The sequence below is a fragment of the Dickeya undicola genome (genome assembly GCF_000784735.1).
Taxonomy (GTDB): Bacteria; Pseudomonadota; Gammaproteobacteria; order Enterobacterales; family Enterobacteriaceae; genus Dickeya; species Dickeya undicola.
In genome coordinates this window covers 1-16,387 of sequence record NZ_JSYG01000002.1, presented here as the reverse complement: position 1 = coordinate 16,387, position 16,387 = coordinate 1, and the positions used below count along the sequence as shown (strand labels likewise).

The window sequence follows — 16,387 nt, the reverse complement described above, 5'->3', positions numbered from 1 at the left end:
TTTCATGGGCCTCGCCCCTTCGGGGCCGCTGCAAGCAGCGTTCAAATCGGCTTACGCCAATTTGTCATTCACCCGAATCACTTACCTGAGTAAGCTCATCGGGATGAAATGAGAGACATCCTGTCTCTCACCAGAGGCCAGCCGTTGGCTGGTCAAATTCGTTCCCAACGAATTTGTCACTCACTTGCCGCGTTACAAGGCTCTAATGAGCCTTGCCCTAAAGGGCCAACGCATAGCGTTGTTCAACACGCGAGCGTGTTGTCCTGCAACGTGAATTATTTAGGGTATAGGTATTATTCTGGGTGAGGATCGGGGCGTGAAAAAATATCTTTTTCAATTATTCTGCATATCATGTTTTTTATTCATCGGCACGGCGGACGCGAAAAATACCCGTTTGAGTGATAGCCAGGTTCGACAACTTATTATTGAAGAGTCGATTGCCGATTATTCGGGGAGTTGTGCCTGTCCGTACAGTTCGGCCAGAAACGGCAGTCGTTGCGGCGGGCGTAGCGCCTGGAGTCGCAAAGGGGGTGCGGCACCCGTCTGTTATAAAGAGGAAGTGACGAAGGAGAGGGTGGCGCGCTGGCGTACCGAAAATGGCGAACGTGCACAGTAACGCATGACCACGCCACGGGTTCGCGCCCCGAGGTCATCGGGGCGCATGGCAGGGTGAGGTTTATCGGAATACGTGCAATGCCTGTTCCAGTCGATGTGCCTGTAGTTTTAGCTGGTCTGATGCGTGAGCACAGGCGTTCACTTGTGAAGCGTTCTGCTGGGTGATCTGCTCCAGCTCTTCCACCGCCCGGCCAATCTCAGACAGCCCTATCGTTTGCTCTTTGGTTGAATCGGCAATATGCGAAATCAACTGGCTGACACTGTTTACCCTTGTCACGATGTTCTGTGTACTGTCGCCCGCATCTCTGACATGGCTGGAGCCGTAACGGACCTGCTCTACGCTGGACTCGATCAACTGTTTGATCTCATTGGCAGCGCTGGCGCTGCGTTGCGCCAGATTACGTACTTCACCGGCCACAACGGCAAACCCTTTGCCTTGCTCACCCGCTCGGGCCGCTTCCACCGCTGCGTTCAGGGCCAGGATATTGGTCTGAAACGCGATGTTATCAATGATGGAAGTGATACCGGCGATTTTCTCTGAACTGGCGACAATGCTGTCCATGGTCTTTTCCATTTCACCGATCACCCGGCCGCCACTGATGGCCGCATCGCAGGCGGTTGCGGCCTGCTGGCTGGCTTCACTGGTGGTGGTGGTGTTGGTCTGCACGGTGGTGTTGATCTCGTTCATGGCCGCTGCGGTTTGCTGCACGTTGGCGGCAGTGCGTTCGGCATGGCTACTCATGTCTTCGCTGCCGCTGGCCAGTTCGTCACTGGCGGAGCGGATATTCAGCACCTGCGTGCTGATGTCGTCCACCAGCCAGCGGAACATCAGCCCCAGTTGCCCGATGGCGCGTTGAATCGTGCCGATTTCATCGGCGCGGCCTTCATACTCAATGGTGTTGGCATTGCCGGTGGCGATATTCAGCGCCTGCTGTTTAACCATTTCGATGGGCTTGATCAACTGCCACTCAAGCACGGCATCCAGCAGCAGCATGATGCCCGTCATAAACGAGCTGGAAATATAAAAGTCAGCGTCAAATTCGCCATGAATCGTCCAGAAAGCGACGTAACTCAACAGCGCCATCAGCATGATCAATCCGCGCAGCCGCCAGCGCATGGAGATCAACTTCAGGCGTGAAAATAGCCCGGTCAGACCGGTGCGAAACAGCACGCCTCGGTGCAGTTTCAGGTTACTCCCTTCGTTACGCATCGTTTGATAGAGCTTTTCCGCTGCGTCTACCTCCTGACGGGAAGGTTGGGTACGCACGGACATATAACCGGTCGTGCGGCCCTGGCGTACAATCGGCACCGCATTCGCTCGCACCCAGTAGTGATCGCCGTTTTTGCGCCGGTTCTTGACTAACGCGGTCCAGGGTTCCTGATGTTTCAGCGTTTGCCACATGTCCCTGAACGCTTCGACGGGCATATCCGGGTGGCGAACAAAGTTATGGGGCTGACCATCGATCTCGTCAGGCTCGAAACCACTCACCTCTATAAAGGCGTCATTCGCATAAACGATATGACTGTTCACGTCGGTGACCGACATGAGGGTGGCATCCTTATCGAAAACGTATTCCCGCTGTGTGACTGGCTGATTGTTGCGCATTTCAGGTCCTCTTGAGGATTATTTTTAGTCTGGACTTCAAGTTATGTCGCATTGAAAAGGCATATATCCGTCATACTTCACATTGCAGGCGCGTTGGCTTTATTACTCAACATCTCGCGGGACTCGCTGTGGCAAACCACGTTTAGTCGCCCTGCAACTCGTACTATTTGGGGCATAAGAAATGATTAATTGATAACTGTTTACTAGCTGATAACTATTTTCTCGACAAAGGCGTGAGTGAAAGACAGTGTGTGCTTTTAATGAGAACCATTTTTATTTACATGGCGACTAACTCCCTGTTTGTAAAATACCAATATAAAACAATGCATTGGAATTTGTTTATCAACGTATTGGCAGGTTCCCGCCAAAGGGTTGACGATATATACCCACTATCACTGCGGTGAAAAGTTAGCGGTCGTATCAGTTAACGCTTTTGCAACGTAATGATAACGGAGATATACGGGTTATCTGATCCGATATCATTTTAAATTTAGCATTTGTCTGGAGAATTTCATTTTCCGCAGAAAATAATGATGTGCTATCGCATGTGGCGGTGAAAATAAAATGAAGTAACGGCTATCGGTGGTGTTTTTGATAGCAAAGAAAGGGAAAACGGAATCATTTCTCCAGGTACACATCCGACTTATCGCTTATTTAGGGGAAAATAAGCAGCGACATCTGAGCGCAATGGCATGACCACACCTGCGCGTTGTCGTGAATGATAAACACCTGGGTTACGGCACCCTGATGTATACGCAGGTGCAATAACCGTCCGTGTGTATGGCGTAAAGATACGGCTCGCGCTACCGGTAAGTGGACCGGTACGCGAGCCGTTTTATGATGCCGGATTTATCGGTGCCAGGGTTAGAACGTTTCCCAGTGGCTGGTGGTGTAAGCCCCGGCGGTCGCTACGCTGCGGCTGGCGGGCAACTGCGGTGGTGCTACCGGCGTGATGGCTGCCGATGTCGTTCTGGCGGCGGCAGGCGATGTGGCGGTATGGAGCCGAAACAACGACACCGCGCGGTTAAGATGGTCGCTTTGTTCTTCCAACGACACCGCTGCATTGGCGGACTGTTCCACCAGCACGGCGTTCTGCTGCGTCACGCGATCCATCTCGCTGACGGCCTGGCTGACCTGATCGATGCCGCGGCTCTGCTCTTCCGACGCCGAGGAGATTTCACCCATGATATCGGTGACGCGCGTCACGGCTTTCACCAAATCCCCCATGGTTTCCCCAGCCGAGCCGACCAGAACCGCCCCTTCGCGCACCCGACTGACCGAATCCTCGATCAGTTCCTTGATTTCGCGGGCGGCGTCGGCGCTGCGTTGGGCCAGGCTACGCACCTCACCAGCGACCACGGCAAAGCCACGGCCTTGCTCGCCAGCGCGTGCCGCTTCGACGGCGGCGTTCAGTGCCAGAATATTGGTCTGAAAGGCAATGCTGTCGATAAGCCCGGTAATGTCGCTGATTTTCTGCGAGCTGCCACTGATTTGTCCCATCGTGTTAACGACATCATCGACCACCTGTAACCCTTTGTGAGCGGTATCCGATGCATCGCGTGCCAATTGGGAGGCGTGACGGGCATTGTCGGCGTTCTGTTTCACGGTGGCGGTCAGCTGTTCCATGCTGGCGGCGGTTTGCACCAGCGAGGCGGACTGCTGCTCGGTACGGGAGGAGAGATCGCTGTTGCCGCCAGCGATTTCACTAGCGCTGCGATAGATTTCATGCGCGCTCACCCGCACTTTATCCACGGTATCGGTCAATGAGTGCTGCATGTGGCGGACGCTATCCGCCAACTGGCCGATTTCGTTCTTCGCCTGAATTTGTAGCGATTGCGTCAGGTCGCCCGTGGAAATATGGTGCAAATGGGTAATGATCCGGTTTAACGGTTGCAGCAGAACCCGACGAATATATACCCAGGCACTGGTGGTGGCGAAAAACAGGACCAACACGCATATGGCAATGACGATAATACTGTAATGGTAATTCTGACCACTGCCGCTGACCGCACTGTCATTGAGGGCATCATTCTGACGGAAATACGTATCAAAGGATTGTTGAAAGGCGTCCTGCATTTTCTGGGTCGGCAGAGACTGAATGGCTTTCACATCCTGTGTTTTTATCAGATCGACAATTTGCTGCAATACCTTGCGTAATGCCTGATAGTTCTCGCTAATATTTTTTGCCAGCGCGGCGTCCTGCACCGGTAGCAGCGGAATCTGGTTGTAAGCGGCGAAATGGCTATCCGCTTGTGCCAGCGACTGGTTAGCTACATCAATCAGATCGGCCGATTTTCCAGCGCTGGGAATATTGTTGGTTTCCATGATCATCCGGGCGATGGCACGGTTCATGGTATTGCGCGTCTGGATCAGTGCAATCCATGAGGCGTTGAGTTCCCCGCTTTGCTTGCGTAGCGTTTGCGCGACGACAAAGTTATTTCTGTCACTTTTCATGACGTCGAAGAAAAAACCGTAACTGACTAATTGCAGCACGCTTAAGGCCAGCAGTAATGAAAATAGCCCGGTGACAATTTTTATATTTCTGAACATGGCTCGCCCTCGATAAATGAATAATGACGTCGGTAAGAAAGCCATCGGCAATAAAAAGTGAGAACTTTAAGAAAAGTGTGATTTCCGTCACATGAAATACTTATAGGTTAATTGTCAGTCGAATTGGCGGTTTAATGGTGAAATAAACGGAATGATTCACCGGAATTAATTCTTTTTATAGTTTTTCATTATTCTCATTCCGGCAAATCGGGTTGCTATTTATGGCAAATGGAACATTATTATCCGTTCAATTCAGGATGAAGAGACATGGCGGCGTTTGGCCTGGTACATAGCCGTATCCGCCTGACGGATGAGCTCGTTGGCGTTAAGCGGTGCACCCTGAGGCAAAATCGCGCGGCCGATGCTGGCTGATAGCGTGATGGTCTGCTGGCGAATGGTGACCGGTTTTTCGATCTTCGCTTTCAATTTCTGGGTAATGGCACGGATTTCGTTGGCCAGATTACGCTGTTCATGAATCACCATCAGGAATTCGTCGCCCGCCAGACGGCCGATAAAATCGTAGGAGCGGGTATTCCGGCGCAGCAGACGGGCGAAGGTTTTAATCACCCGATCACCGAAATCGTGGCCGAATCGGTCGTTATAGTATTTGAAGTTGTTGATATCAAAGAATAGCAGCGCCAGCGCGCCACGCCGTTTTTTCCCCGCCAGGCGGTTCAGGTAGCTGATGACCGCCCGCCTGTTGGGCAGACCGGTCAGGTGATCGTGATTGGCCTCGAACGCCAGTTGGTCGCGCAATACCGTGAGGTGGGTGATATCAGTCGAGAGAATGTAGGTGCCGAGTTCCGTAGACGCAGCGGGCACCAGTTCGGTATGAAACGTGGTGAGCTGGCCGTCGGGCATATCCATCACATGTTCAAAGGAGAGCGAAAGCTGGTTTTGCCGCGACGCTTCCAGTTTAGGCAGAAACAGTGCCAGTTCCTGGGGACGGAAGATCTCGCTGATATCTCGCTGGTACAGGGTGTCATGCTCATGCCCCATCAGTTTGCGCAGGTGGCGATTGGCGAAAACCAGTACATTGTTCGGGTTAATGCAGGAAATCATCGCCGGGATATGGTCAGTGATGTCCTGGATGAACTGGTGGCTCCGGCGCAGTTCAGTCGTACGCTGCTCCACCCGATGCTCCAGTTCCTGACTCAGGCTGCGCAAGGTCTGCTCGGAGGCTTTTTGCTGGCTCATATCAGTCAATGCCAGCAGCAGGCCGAACTTGTTGCCGTTTGGGGTATAGAGCACCGAAATGGAAACCTGTGCCCACAATTCACTGCCGTCGGCGCGGATATAGCGCCGCTGCTGGGTACTTTCCGGTACGTTACTCTCCATCAATTGGTTGTGATCGTGAATTAATGTCGGCATGTCTTCCGGGTGTACCACTTTATCCACGGGCAGTGTCAGCAGCGTTTCTTCGTCGTAACCGAGCATATCGCAGAACGCGTGGTTGAATTTTAAGGGGCGCTTATCTGGGGCTATCAGCGCCAGGCCGATGGCGGCACGGGAAAAAATCTGCTGGTTGATGTAGTCCGACTGATACAGTTTTTCCTGGGCTATTGCTTCGCGTGCCTGCATTTCCACCTTATGCAGTACCGTTTCAACGATAAACGCCAGATCGCTGAGTTGCTGCATTTCTTCATCGTTGAACGTGCGGGGTTGATGGTGATACAGGCACAGGGCACCGAGCGGTGTACCCAGCGAGGAGCGTAGCGGGTAGCCGACGTGAAACCGAATCGGGTCATTACCCGTCACCATCGGATTGGCCGCGAAGCGCTCGTCCAGCAGGGTATCAGGGATGACCAGCGGCGCGTTGGCGCTCACGGTATGTACGCAGAAGGAGAACTCGATACCCGGTTCCTGACCGGGAAAATTAGCCCTCGACAAAAACCATTGCCGCTCGTTGTTCACCAGTGAGATAACCACGCTCGTTACCTGAAAAAAGGTGCGGGTGATGCGCGTCAGGCGAGTGAGCTCTTCAGCAGGCTGTGTGTCAAAAATATTCAGCATACGTGCGAGGATGTCTTGCTGCTCTTCGCTACAACGATGGTATGGAGAAGTCATGACGAAACCTTATGGTACTGGGTGATGAGTGCTGAAAACTCTGCAAGGGCAGAGCCCAACTGATGTCGCCATCCCTCCATTGGCTTGAGTGCTTATCCGATATTATTCAAGAATAGTTATCGGTAAGCGACATATCGCCGCGCGATTTTTTTGGCGAAACGTGTAATTGATCACTTTCTGATGAAAACACGAGTAGGTTTTATCGCCTTTCTGCCTGTTCTGAAGGATATATCGCCGCAGCTTGTGGCTTGTGGCGATATCACTCAATCCGTCAGTGGGCCGGAAAGCTGACGGGTTTGTCATCGGTGTTTGGCGTGTGATCGGGCGCTTGACGGGTGTAGACACATTTTCCCTGTACATAAGTCGCGCTGATGTTTCGGTCATCGCTTTGCATCATCAGGGCGAACAGCCTGTCGTCCAGCGAGGTGGATTGCTGTTGGCGTAGCTGCTGCAACGGGGTGGCGGCCCAGTCCAGCACCACGAAGTCGGCGTCTTTGCCCGGCAGAAAATTCCCTAAGCGATCATCCAGCGACAAGGCGGCAGCGCTGCCCAGCGTCGCCTGATACAACCCCTCACGCGCCGAGAATTTCTCGCCCTGCAATTGCTGCACCTTGTAGCCGTCGCTGAGGGTTTGCAGCAACGATAGGGTAGTGCCAGCACCGACGTCAGTACCCATCCCGATACGAATTCCCGCTGCTTTTAACGGGTGCAACCGGAACAGGCCGCTGCCCAGAAACAGATTAGAACAGGGGCAAAACGCCACGGCGGACTGGCTTTGCGCCAGCGTTCGGATTTCTTCAGGTTGCAGATGGATGGCATGGGCAAACACCGAACGGCGTCCGGTCAGGCCGTGGTGATGGTAAACATCAAGGTAATGCTGATGTTCAGGAAACAGCGATTTCACCCAGGCGATTTCGTCCGGATTTTCGCAAAGATGTGTATGTAGATACACATCCGGGTATTCCTGCAACAATCGACCCGCCAGCGCCAGCTGCTCAGGGGTCGAGGTGGGGGCAAAACGCGGGGTGACCGCATAGCGTAACCGCCCGCGCCGGTGCCATTTTTCAATCAACGCTTTGCTTTCGCCGTAGCTTTGCTGCGCGGTATCGCACAGATAATCCGGTGCATGGCGGTCCATCATGACCTTACCAGCGATAAGACACAGGTTTTTGGCTTCAGCGGCACGGAACAGTGCGTCAACCGACTGCGGGTGCACGGTTGCGAACACCAGCGCGCTGGTGGTGCCATGCCGCAACAATTCCTGAATGAAGAACGTGGCCCGTTCCTGGGCGTAATGCGCGTCGGCGAACTTGCGCTCGGTGGGAAAGGTGTAGGTATTAAGCCAGGACAGCAGTTGCTCACCGTAACTGGCGATCATTTCCGTTTGCGGAAAATGGATGTGGGTATCGATAAATCCCGGCATCAACAACCGCCCGCGATAGTCGATCACCGTCATGGACTGGCGCTCGGCTTCGGTGATGCTGTCATACGGCACGGCGTCCTGAATGCGACCATCTCGCACCCGCAGCAGGCCGTCTTCGATAAAGCGGGTGGCTTGCGGGTCCTGTAACGGGTCGGCGACAAAGTGCAATAAGCTAGCGCGGTAAGCGTGGATGGTGTCCGTCATGGGTGTTCTCCCTGCTGAGGAACAGGAAAACCGGTAGATTGTGCATCACTCTTTTCCTGAACCCGTGTTAATCAAAGCGGTGTCTGCGTCTGATTTTTGATGGTGGAGGAGGGGAAGGGCACCATCGTCACAGCAGGATTCATCCCTTGCGGCGTTAACAACCCGTCAGGCGGGTGTCGTCGCGGCAAGTGACTGAAAATCAGCAAAAGCAGTTCGATACTAAAAGCCGACGGCGGTCAGCGTCAATAATACGTTTTTCCAATATGAGAGCTATGAGAATAACAAAAACACATAATGTGTATTTTTTCGGGGAATAAAAAACCCCGCCGGGCGGCGGGGAAAGACGGTCAGAAAAGTAAGGAAACACGGAGGGAGAGAAGCGTGACGAATTACTTGCGTTCGCCTTCAACCGGCTCGGTTTTGCCCGGCACCATGATGGAACGGGTGATGGCTTCCATGGTGACGAAGGTGTGACCACAGTTCACGTTAGTGCACTGGTGGTAACGCTCCTTGGTATTTTCAGACAGGTAGCGGCTGGAACGGGCATGAGCAGAATGACGGCACAAAGGACAATGCATCATGTTGAAATCACCTTATGTGTACGGGTTAGTGAAACATCTTACACACATGATACTGTATTGAATTCGAATTTGCAAATTCGAATTCGAAAAGTGATTTACTTATCCTCGAAGTTCACCATAACGTCATAGCTGATGTCATACTCTACATCCAGCATCGACACTTCCAGCTCAATAGCGGTGATAAAGCCACTGCCTGCAATCGTGTGGGTCAGACGCTTGATAGTCCACTGGCGCTCATCCATCACCTGCTTGAAGCCTTTAAGCCGTACCAGCGCGCCGGGCTTCAGGTTTTCCATGCCTTTTGCCAGTGTGAGTGAGAACGTTACCGTGCCACGCTGAGTTTCACGCCACTTGCTCAACGCCGCCTGCGTTGCATCGTCCTGGGAAGCGTAGGTGGTTTGCAGCGTTTGCTGGCTTTCTTCTTCTCCAGTCAGATAGTTATCTGTCGACAGTGCTGATGACTGGGTGGGCGACTTGGCGTTAGGGTGGGTTGTAACCGTATTCGGTTGGCTTTGACGCTTGCGGCTGATCTTCACGGTATGTGTTTTCGCATCGTTGCTGTCATGCCAGTTGGCGGTGACGGACGTATTGGCGATGCGGTCGGCAATAGTAAAGCTGTGCGAGTCGCCATCGCTGCGTTCGATCAGGTAGGTCGACACGTTTTTACCGTCTGCGGCGGTGCCAGTACCGGCAACAAAAAGCCGCAACGTATCGCTTTTGATCGCCACAGTACCACTGTATCTTCTTGCCAGACGGCAAAGAAACGACAAATCGGATTCTTTGGACTGGTTTTCATGAGTAATCGCGGTGTCGGCCAGCGAGTTCTCGATCGACGCCATCAGGCTGTAGCGTTCCGCAATCGTCCGGGCGATGTCACCCAGTGTGGTGGCATTGTATGAACCATCACGTGGTGTGTTTAAGTCGCCGCGAAAGTTAACGCTGCGTGCGCTAATGGTCATTCTGTCGGGAGCCCCGCTGTGGCTGACCTGGTCAACCACAAAGGTTCCTTTATCCGCCAATGTTTTGCCCTTCCAGCCAATTTTGATGCCGATTTTCTCTCCGCGTGCAGGCATTAGCACTTTGCCGTCGCTATCATCGATATCCAGTGAGAGTTGGTCTGATTCGAACCCCATGACATCGTGCAGTGAGAGCGAAATAAGTCGTTGGTTGAGATTGCGGGTTGTCTGGGCCGTGCCAGATGAATCCGTCAGTGTGATTTGATAGTCCGGCGCGAGCTGGTCGGCAATACCAATGCGGTTATTTACTATCACGAGAAGACACCTCCGATAGCCGCTTTGGCGGAAGCGATGGCGGGTGTGATTTGCTGGTTATACAAATCGGTAGCCTGCTGGCTGAGGTCACCAAACATAGCAATGAGCGATTCATCAACACGCGTCAGGTTAATCGAGAATTCGATACGTTTGGCACTGCCGTCGGAGAAGAATTCTGTATTAGTATGCTGCAAGCTTTCGACAACATACATACCGTAAATGGTGCCGCTGCCTTCGATCAGCGGCCAGGCACGACCTGTCCCGGCCATTAGCTCCAGCGCAGACAGCGACAGCTTACTGAATTTGCCATTCACTTCAGGGCACAGAACACCATTAAGGCTAATGGTTTCATTTCCTTGCCCCAAAAATTGTTGCGCAGGGCGCAGACCGATACGACCGTTGCTGGCCCAGCGATAATTCACATTACGGCTGAGGGTACTGTACGGCAGTGTTTGCAATTGAAATACGAATAAACCCAGTGCAAGCATCATCATATTATCCTCATGAAATAAGATTAGAGGTCATCGAGTTGTAGGAATAGGCGCTGCTATTCGGGCTATATTTTCTCAGTGCCTCTTCGATGTATTGCTTAATCACGTCGAGGTTACTGTTTTCGGGCACGGTAATGGTGATGTTGTTGACCACGCGCTGGTCAAAATAACGCTGTGATGAATTCGGCGAGAGGGCGTTGTAATGGCCGTTGGTCATCGCGGACTGTAAACTGGCGTGGTTTTCCACGCTGTTTTGGTTCATCAGGTCCGGCTGGTTGAGCAACTGCATCGCGGACCCTGAGAGCGCCTGAAGATTATCAAGCCCGCCCTGAAACGTTGAACTGCCATCACCGTCATCCAGATCCACATTGCTCAAGGCGGATATCATCATGCTGGTTTCTTCCGTACCGACGAATGACTCCTGGGCAGTATCGAAGAGGGCACTCAGCCCTTCAGCGCCTGTCTGCGATGTTGCACCTGTGCCAATCTGTGGCAGTAGGTTGGTCGGCAGATTGAGGCTTTGCTGTGCGTTCAGCAATGATGAGACGTTGCCTGGCAACGCGGTGGAAGCCAGTCTGGTAGAAGGCACCAGACCAGCGATATGTTGTTGTGCCTGCATGGCGGCAGCGGCAGATAAATAGATGCTGTTGACACCATCACTGGCCTGGGCAACAAGTGATTGCGTCACGCCAGCGCTCGGGCTCTGGCCTGAGCGAGAGAGGCCACTGTTGCCGGTTTGTGATAAGTGACGGGCATTTTTCAATGCAGCATACGTTGGGTTCAGTGCAGCGGTGATGGCATCGAACCGCCTGGCGAGATTACCCAGCATCCCCAGTTGTGCGGCGGCAGACGTCTTGCCGCCTTTTTTCCCGCCAGACTGGTTGCTTTTCTGTGCACTGGCAACAGTTGATGTACCGCTGTTGGCGAGCTGACCGGCTTTGCTCAAGAAATCCAGCAATACGCTGTTGATTTTATTCAGATACACATTGTCTCGCAGCGGTGAGAAAATGCTGTTGTCCGGCGCGTTGTTGCGCTGTGCTGCCGCAGACCCTGAACCTGGGGAAGTTGATGGCTTAGGCATCGTCTTTTGCTTAGGCATAGTCTTGTCCACTTCGTTGTAGCGCCCGGCTACGCCAGTTAATCAACTCTGCCAGGCTCATGGGGAAAAGTTCTGATGGCGGCCAGTGGAACACCACCGCAATATCCGCCATCAGGTCGTCAACCGTGAGGCTCGGTGGGGGCGTTAGCGTACCGAGCCCGGTGATAAAAAACTGATCACCTTACCGGCGAATTCCAGCAGATCAGGCAGCTCCAGTCCCATGACATCGGCTTCAGTCAGAGCAGGGTAGGTGATGCGTGGCAGCAGTTTAATCAATGCTTCCACATCGGCACTTGCCAGTGCTGCCAGCCCAATACCACGCAGTGTGCCTGCCGTTGGCGTGAGCAGCGTAATCGCATCGATCTGGGTTTCACCGCGTTTGATTGGGGCGTTCAGGGTAATCACATGGTGTTGTGCAGTATTTTCAGCCGTCATAATAAAGACTCCCGTTTTATCAATAAGAATGGCCAGCTGTAGCTGGCCATGAAGCGGTCATTACAGACCGATATTGCGGCGGTGCTGTTCCAGACGGTCAACGCCGTTAACTTTTTCGATCATGTTGATGGTATCGATTTCAATCATGTCGACGCCGTCAATGATCAGTTTGTAATAGGTACATTGGGTAGAAACGCGCACATCAGTCTCCTCACCCTGCTTGGATTCGCCACTGTCAATAGACTTGTGACGGCCGCGCAGTACGATTTCGACGGCGGTGATATCACCGGTGTCGTCACGCTGGTAAGAACCGGCGAAACGCAGCGGGACAGCATCAGCGCCCGGCAACGCATACTGGCTCCAGAACGCGCTGTCCGGTAGGCCACCCATGTTCCATTCCATCACCAGTGCATCGTTATCCAGGCCGAAATCTACCGGTGCCGCACCTTGCATACCGCCGCCGCGGTAGTTTTCCAGTTTGCGGGTCAGTTTCGGCAGGGTGACAGAATGCACCTGGCCCATGTAGCTCATACCGTCGTTGAACAGGTTGAGATATTTAAGTTTACGTGGCAGTGCCATGAGTCAGTCGCTCCTTAGCTGTTAACGGATGCAGCCAGGTTCACCAGATACTTGTCGGTGATACGCTGACGCAGCGTGAGGTTTTCCAGTGGCGGCACCGGGGTGTACTCGTAGTCGATGTACAGCTTGCCTGCCTTCAGCGTTTCCTTATCGTTGGCGCTTTCATCGAACCAGCAGTCGGCATCGATGATGTAGCCGTTGGATTTCAGCTCGCGGAATTTAGCCTTGATACCTTCGATGATGTCGCGGATCAGGGTGGCAGTAACCGGTTTGTCGACGGCCCACATGTGCGCTTCAGCCATGGTGTCGGCCAGCACTTGCGCGGTGCGGGTGTAGTTTTCAAACAGAAAGAGCGGATCGTCGGAACAGGTGCGGTTACCCCAGAAGCGGAAACCGTCCTTACGTACCAGCGTGGTCACACCAGCTTCGTTCAGCAGGTCAGCGTCGCTGCCGATGGTCTGCAAATCCCAGTACACGCTGGCAGAGATACCGGTCACGCCGTTAACACCGACGTTGGACAGGGTTTTGTGCCAGCCGGTTTCCTGGTCGATCTTGGCGCGCAGGCCCAGTGCTCGTGCCGTTGCGTAGGCAGTGGCGCTTGCGTTGGTTACGGTGTTCCAGGCGATAAAGTCCGGCCAGATCACCATCAGTTCGCGCTGGCTGAAATTGCCGCGGTATTTGATGGCGTCGGACAGGGTTTTACAACCATAGGCGCTCACGTAACCGAAGGCGCGCAGTGACTGACAGATGGCGGCCAGCGCGGTAGCGACAGGCTGGGAATCCAGCCCCGGAACGCCGAGGATACGCGGCTTCACGCCAGTGACTGCCTGGGCGTCCAGCAGGGCTTTCATACCGGTGTATTTGCCATTGGCATCGGCACCGCCGATGATATTGGACACCGTTTCAGCTTCGTTAGCGCCTTCAGCTACGCGAACGACTACCGTTACCGGTTTGGTCTGATCGCCAATGGCTTGCAGTGCGGCAGCCAGAGTACCGGTTTTACCGGCTTTACCTGCGGCGGTCAGCACATCGGTAATCAGTACCGGTGTATTCAGTGGAAAAGTGGCGGCGTCAGCGTCCGGTCCGGTACAGACCATACCGACGATCGCGGTTGATACAGTTGAAATGACGCGAGTACCGTCGTTGATTTCGACGACCTGCGTACCGTGATGAAAATCACTCATCAAGAATGTCTCCTGTTGTGGGGTGCGAGTAATAGTGCCTCGCCGGAGAACAGAAGGCATTCGAATAGGGTTTGGTATCAGATGGCACAACAGGGTGAAGCCGATAATGTTTTTATAATGATTAAAAACAATGAGTTAACTAAAATAAAAAACAGATGCCGTTGGGGGAACAACGGCATCTGTAAGGTTATGGCGCAGGATTCACGCCAGTGAGAGCGGTGAATCAGGCTGGCATGGTCGGCCAGTCAATGGCGGGGGCACCAGATACATCCACTCGGTTTAACAGCACCAGATAGGTTTTCCAGTCTTTCAACGCTTGGGTTTCCTGTTCCGTCGCCATGTCCAGCTCCACCGCATATTGCAATACGGTCAGGCGTTTTTCCGCCTGGGCGAGGTAACCCGCCAGCTGCTGTTGCGCCGCGCTGACCTGTGCGGCCTGTTGCGCTTTAGCATCCGTCACCCAGCCGTCGTTTTGCCAGATATCGTAAGCGGTGGCGGGTGGCAACAGCGTCAGGGTGTCGGAAAGGTCACCGAGTTGGCTTACCAGGCTGGATTGCCCCGTCTGCTTATCGTAGGCCGTCTGCCCGCGATAATCGGCAACGTTTTCCCAGGACAGGCCATCCTGACTGCGCACAATAGCCTGACCGGATTGAGCTGCCGGTGGGGTATCAATAAAGCTGTGTGCTGGAATGCCAACACCTTCCATCAGGTATTCACGGGTGTTACCGATATATTCCCGCGTTTGTGGGTCAATATGGTAAACCGTAATGTAACCGGCGCTCAGGCTCAGCCCCTGTTCATTCAGCTGAATCGTATTTTCATTTTGAGTGGTCATGATTAACCTGCCTTAACGATATAGCTGAAAGCGACGTTGCGTGGGCGGGTAGAACCGTACCCATTAGCCCAGCCGTTATTATCTAGATCTTGTGCTCCTGCTGAATCGACATTAATTGCAGCACGCAGCATTTCATAATCTTTTTTATCTACTTTATCAAAGCCCATCGCCATATATGTATTAGCTGCGTCACTGTTGCTATGGATCAGGGCTCCGATGTTCACTGACCCAAGCGTCGGATCCGATACGGTCAAGGTCCCTTTCTGCCAACTGAGAATACCGCGTCCAATGTCAACATTTCTACCATCATCCCAGCCACGAATAAATTCGCCGCGCAGGTCCGGCAGGGTTCCTGCTGGGTACAGTTTGGCCAGTTGCGGATATTTGGTGGCGTCAAACGCCTGGCCGTTACATTTCAGCCAGCCTTCCGGTGCGTCCGCCAGCGGCCAGGGTTGTGGAATACCGATCAAATCTTTCAGTCCATCGGTTGCTGTGGGTTGCGTGGTGGCAGTGTCCTGCTGGTCACCGTGGCATTTACCACATCCAAGAGAAATGCTGCCGATATGAATCGGGCTATTTTTATAGATATTCTCTTTACCCAGAATCAGGTCAAGTGAACAAGGGGAGTTATATTTTTCCATGTAATTTCTCTTAATGTTAATTACGTTTTTTAGCGCGAATTATTTCGCGGCTTTTATTATTTTGTAAAAAACAGATAAGATGCATTATGGATGTGTTGTGTGAGGGGTAAAACCACTCGTGGTGGCTTTATTATTTCAATTGAAATAAACATCATTTATATATTTTATTGCATAATCATTGACTGGTGCGTGATTTCTCCGTCGCAGGGAAATATTTATAAATGGTTTTTTCCGACACGCCGATAATATTGGCAATTTGCCAGCGGGTTGCACCATTGCTCAACAGCGTTCTGGCATGGTCGAGGGTATCTGGCGTCATAATGCGTTTACGCCCACCAATGCGTCCTGCCGCTCTGGCTGCGGCTAATCCCGCGCGGGTCCGTTCGACGATCAGTTCTCGCTCCATCTCGGCCAGCGCACTCATCACGTGGAAGAAGAAACGGCCAGCGGGCGTTGAGGTATCAATCGCATCGGTCAGGCTGCGAAAGTGAATTCCCCGACGTTGCAAGTCCGACACCATGGTAATTAGGTCGCGCACACTACGGCCTAGCCGATCCAGCTTCCAGACGATCAGCGTGTCGCCGCGTCTGAGTTTGCGTAACGCGCGTTTTAGTCCCGCACGTCTGGCGTTTTTACCGCTGGCCTGATCTTCGAAAATCAGTTCACAATTTGCGCTTATCAGCGCATTTTTCTGTAATTCGGTATTTTGATCGCTGGTAGACACCCGGGCATAACCAATCAGCATGACGTAACCTCCTGAAAAGTCTGATTGTATTTATCCTACGTCTTTCTCGCAAACCTGGGTT

16 protein-coding genes are annotated in these 16,387 nt (G+C 53.0%); 1 reads left to right on the top strand and 15 read right to left on the bottom strand.

Annotated elements, in window-relative coordinates; genetic code table 11:
- The first annotated feature begins 346 nt into the window (after positions 1 to 346).
- Complete coding sequence (locus OB87_RS19545; protein ID WP_395856246.1) at positions 347 to 616, top strand: hypothetical protein; 270 nt, start codon at positions 347 to 349, stop codon at positions 614 to 616.
- A 60-nt stretch (positions 617 to 676) separates the two neighbouring features.
- On the opposite strand, the gene OB87_RS00670 is transcribed toward OB87_RS19545, so the two are convergent.
- The 15 genes from OB87_RS00670 to OB87_RS00605 form a co-directional block, all read right to left on the bottom strand.
- Positions 677 to 2,221: a methyl-accepting chemotaxis protein gene (locus OB87_RS00670; protein WP_033567527.1), complete on the bottom strand. Its 1,545-nt coding sequence runs from the start codon at positions 2,219 to 2,221 to the stop codon at positions 677 to 679.
- Positions 2,222 to 3,085: 864 nt separating this feature from the next.
- Positions 3,086 to 4,771: a methyl-accepting chemotaxis protein gene (locus OB87_RS00665; protein WP_033567526.1), complete on the bottom strand. Its 1,686-nt coding sequence runs from the start codon at positions 4,769 to 4,771 to the stop codon at positions 3,086 to 3,088.
- Positions 4,772 to 5,023: 252 nt separating this feature from the next.
- Positions 5,024 to 6,838 carry a diguanylate cyclase domain-containing protein gene (locus OB87_RS00660; protein WP_033567525.1) on the bottom strand — a complete coding sequence of 605 codons (1,815 nt, stop codon included), beginning with the start codon at positions 6,836 to 6,838 and terminating at the stop codon, positions 5,024 to 5,026.
- A gap of 271 nt (positions 6,839 to 7,109) precedes the next feature.
- The gene (gene guaD / locus OB87_RS00655; RefSeq protein WP_050515596.1) at positions 7,110 to 8,465 is read right to left on the bottom strand and encodes a guanine deaminase; all 1,356 of its coding nucleotides are present in this window, start codon (positions 8,463 to 8,465) and stop codon (positions 7,110 to 7,112) included.
- Between the two features lie 389 nt (positions 8,466 to 8,854).
- Positions 8,855 to 9,046: an ogr/Delta-like zinc finger family protein gene (locus tag OB87_RS00650; RefSeq protein ID WP_033567524.1), complete on the bottom strand. Its 192-nt coding sequence runs from the start codon at positions 9,044 to 9,046 to the stop codon at positions 8,855 to 8,857.
- A gap of 95 nt (positions 9,047 to 9,141) precedes the next feature.
- Positions 9,142 to 10,317: a contractile injection system protein, VgrG/Pvc8 family gene (locus tag OB87_RS00645; RefSeq protein ID WP_033567523.1), complete on the bottom strand. Its 1,176-nt coding sequence runs from the start codon at positions 10,315 to 10,317 to the stop codon at positions 9,142 to 9,144.
- Positions 10,314 to 10,808 carry a phage tail protein gene (locus OB87_RS00640; protein ID WP_033567528.1) on the bottom strand — a complete coding sequence of 165 codons (495 nt, stop codon included), beginning with the start codon at positions 10,806 to 10,808 and terminating at the stop codon, positions 10,314 to 10,316. Before OB87_RS00640 ends, OB87_RS00645 begins: the two co-directional genes overlap by 4 nt.
- Before the next feature lie 10 nt (positions 10,809 to 10,818).
- Positions 10,819 to 11,907 (bottom strand): hypothetical protein, encoded by a 1,089-nt coding sequence (locus tag OB87_RS00635; RefSeq protein ID WP_033567522.1) that lies wholly within the window; start codon positions 11,905 to 11,907, stop codon positions 10,819 to 10,821.
- Positions 11,900 to 12,019 carry a GpE family phage tail protein gene (locus OB87_RS19540; RefSeq protein ID WP_071603269.1) on the bottom strand — a complete coding sequence of 40 codons (120 nt, stop codon included), beginning with the start codon at positions 12,017 to 12,019 and terminating at the stop codon, positions 11,900 to 11,902. The genes OB87_RS00635 and OB87_RS19540 overlap by 8 nt, the downstream gene beginning before the upstream one ends.
- A 32-nt stretch (positions 12,020 to 12,051) precedes the next feature.
- Positions 12,052 to 12,342, bottom strand: coding sequence for a phage tail assembly protein (locus OB87_RS00630; RefSeq protein ID WP_033567521.1), 291 nt, complete (start codon positions 12,340 to 12,342; stop codon positions 12,052 to 12,054).
- A 60-nt stretch (positions 12,343 to 12,402) separates the two neighbouring features.
- Positions 12,403 to 12,921 (bottom strand): phage major tail tube protein, encoded by a 519-nt coding sequence (locus tag OB87_RS00625; protein WP_012769535.1) that lies wholly within the window; start codon positions 12,919 to 12,921, stop codon positions 12,403 to 12,405.
- Between the two features lie 14 nt (positions 12,922 to 12,935).
- Positions 12,936 to 14,105 carry a phage tail sheath protein gene (locus OB87_RS00620; protein ID WP_033567520.1) on the bottom strand — a complete coding sequence of 390 codons (1,170 nt, stop codon included), beginning with the start codon at positions 14,103 to 14,105 and terminating at the stop codon, positions 12,936 to 12,938.
- Between the two features lie 223 nt (positions 14,106 to 14,328).
- Positions 14,329 to 14,940 carry a tail fiber assembly protein gene (locus OB87_RS00615; RefSeq protein WP_033567519.1) on the bottom strand — a complete coding sequence of 204 codons (612 nt, stop codon included), beginning with the start codon at positions 14,938 to 14,940 and terminating at the stop codon, positions 14,329 to 14,331.
- A 2-nt stretch (positions 14,941 to 14,942) separates the two neighbouring features.
- Positions 14,943 to 15,581 carry a phage tail protein gene (locus OB87_RS00610; RefSeq protein ID WP_033567518.1) on the bottom strand — a complete coding sequence of 213 codons (639 nt, stop codon included), beginning with the start codon at positions 15,579 to 15,581 and terminating at the stop codon, positions 14,943 to 14,945.
- A gap of 175 nt (positions 15,582 to 15,756) precedes the next feature.
- Complete coding sequence (locus OB87_RS00605; RefSeq protein WP_033567517.1) at positions 15,757 to 16,326, bottom strand: recombinase family protein; 570 nt, start codon at positions 16,324 to 16,326, stop codon at positions 15,757 to 15,759.
- Positions 16,327 to 16,387: the final 61 nt, after the last annotated feature.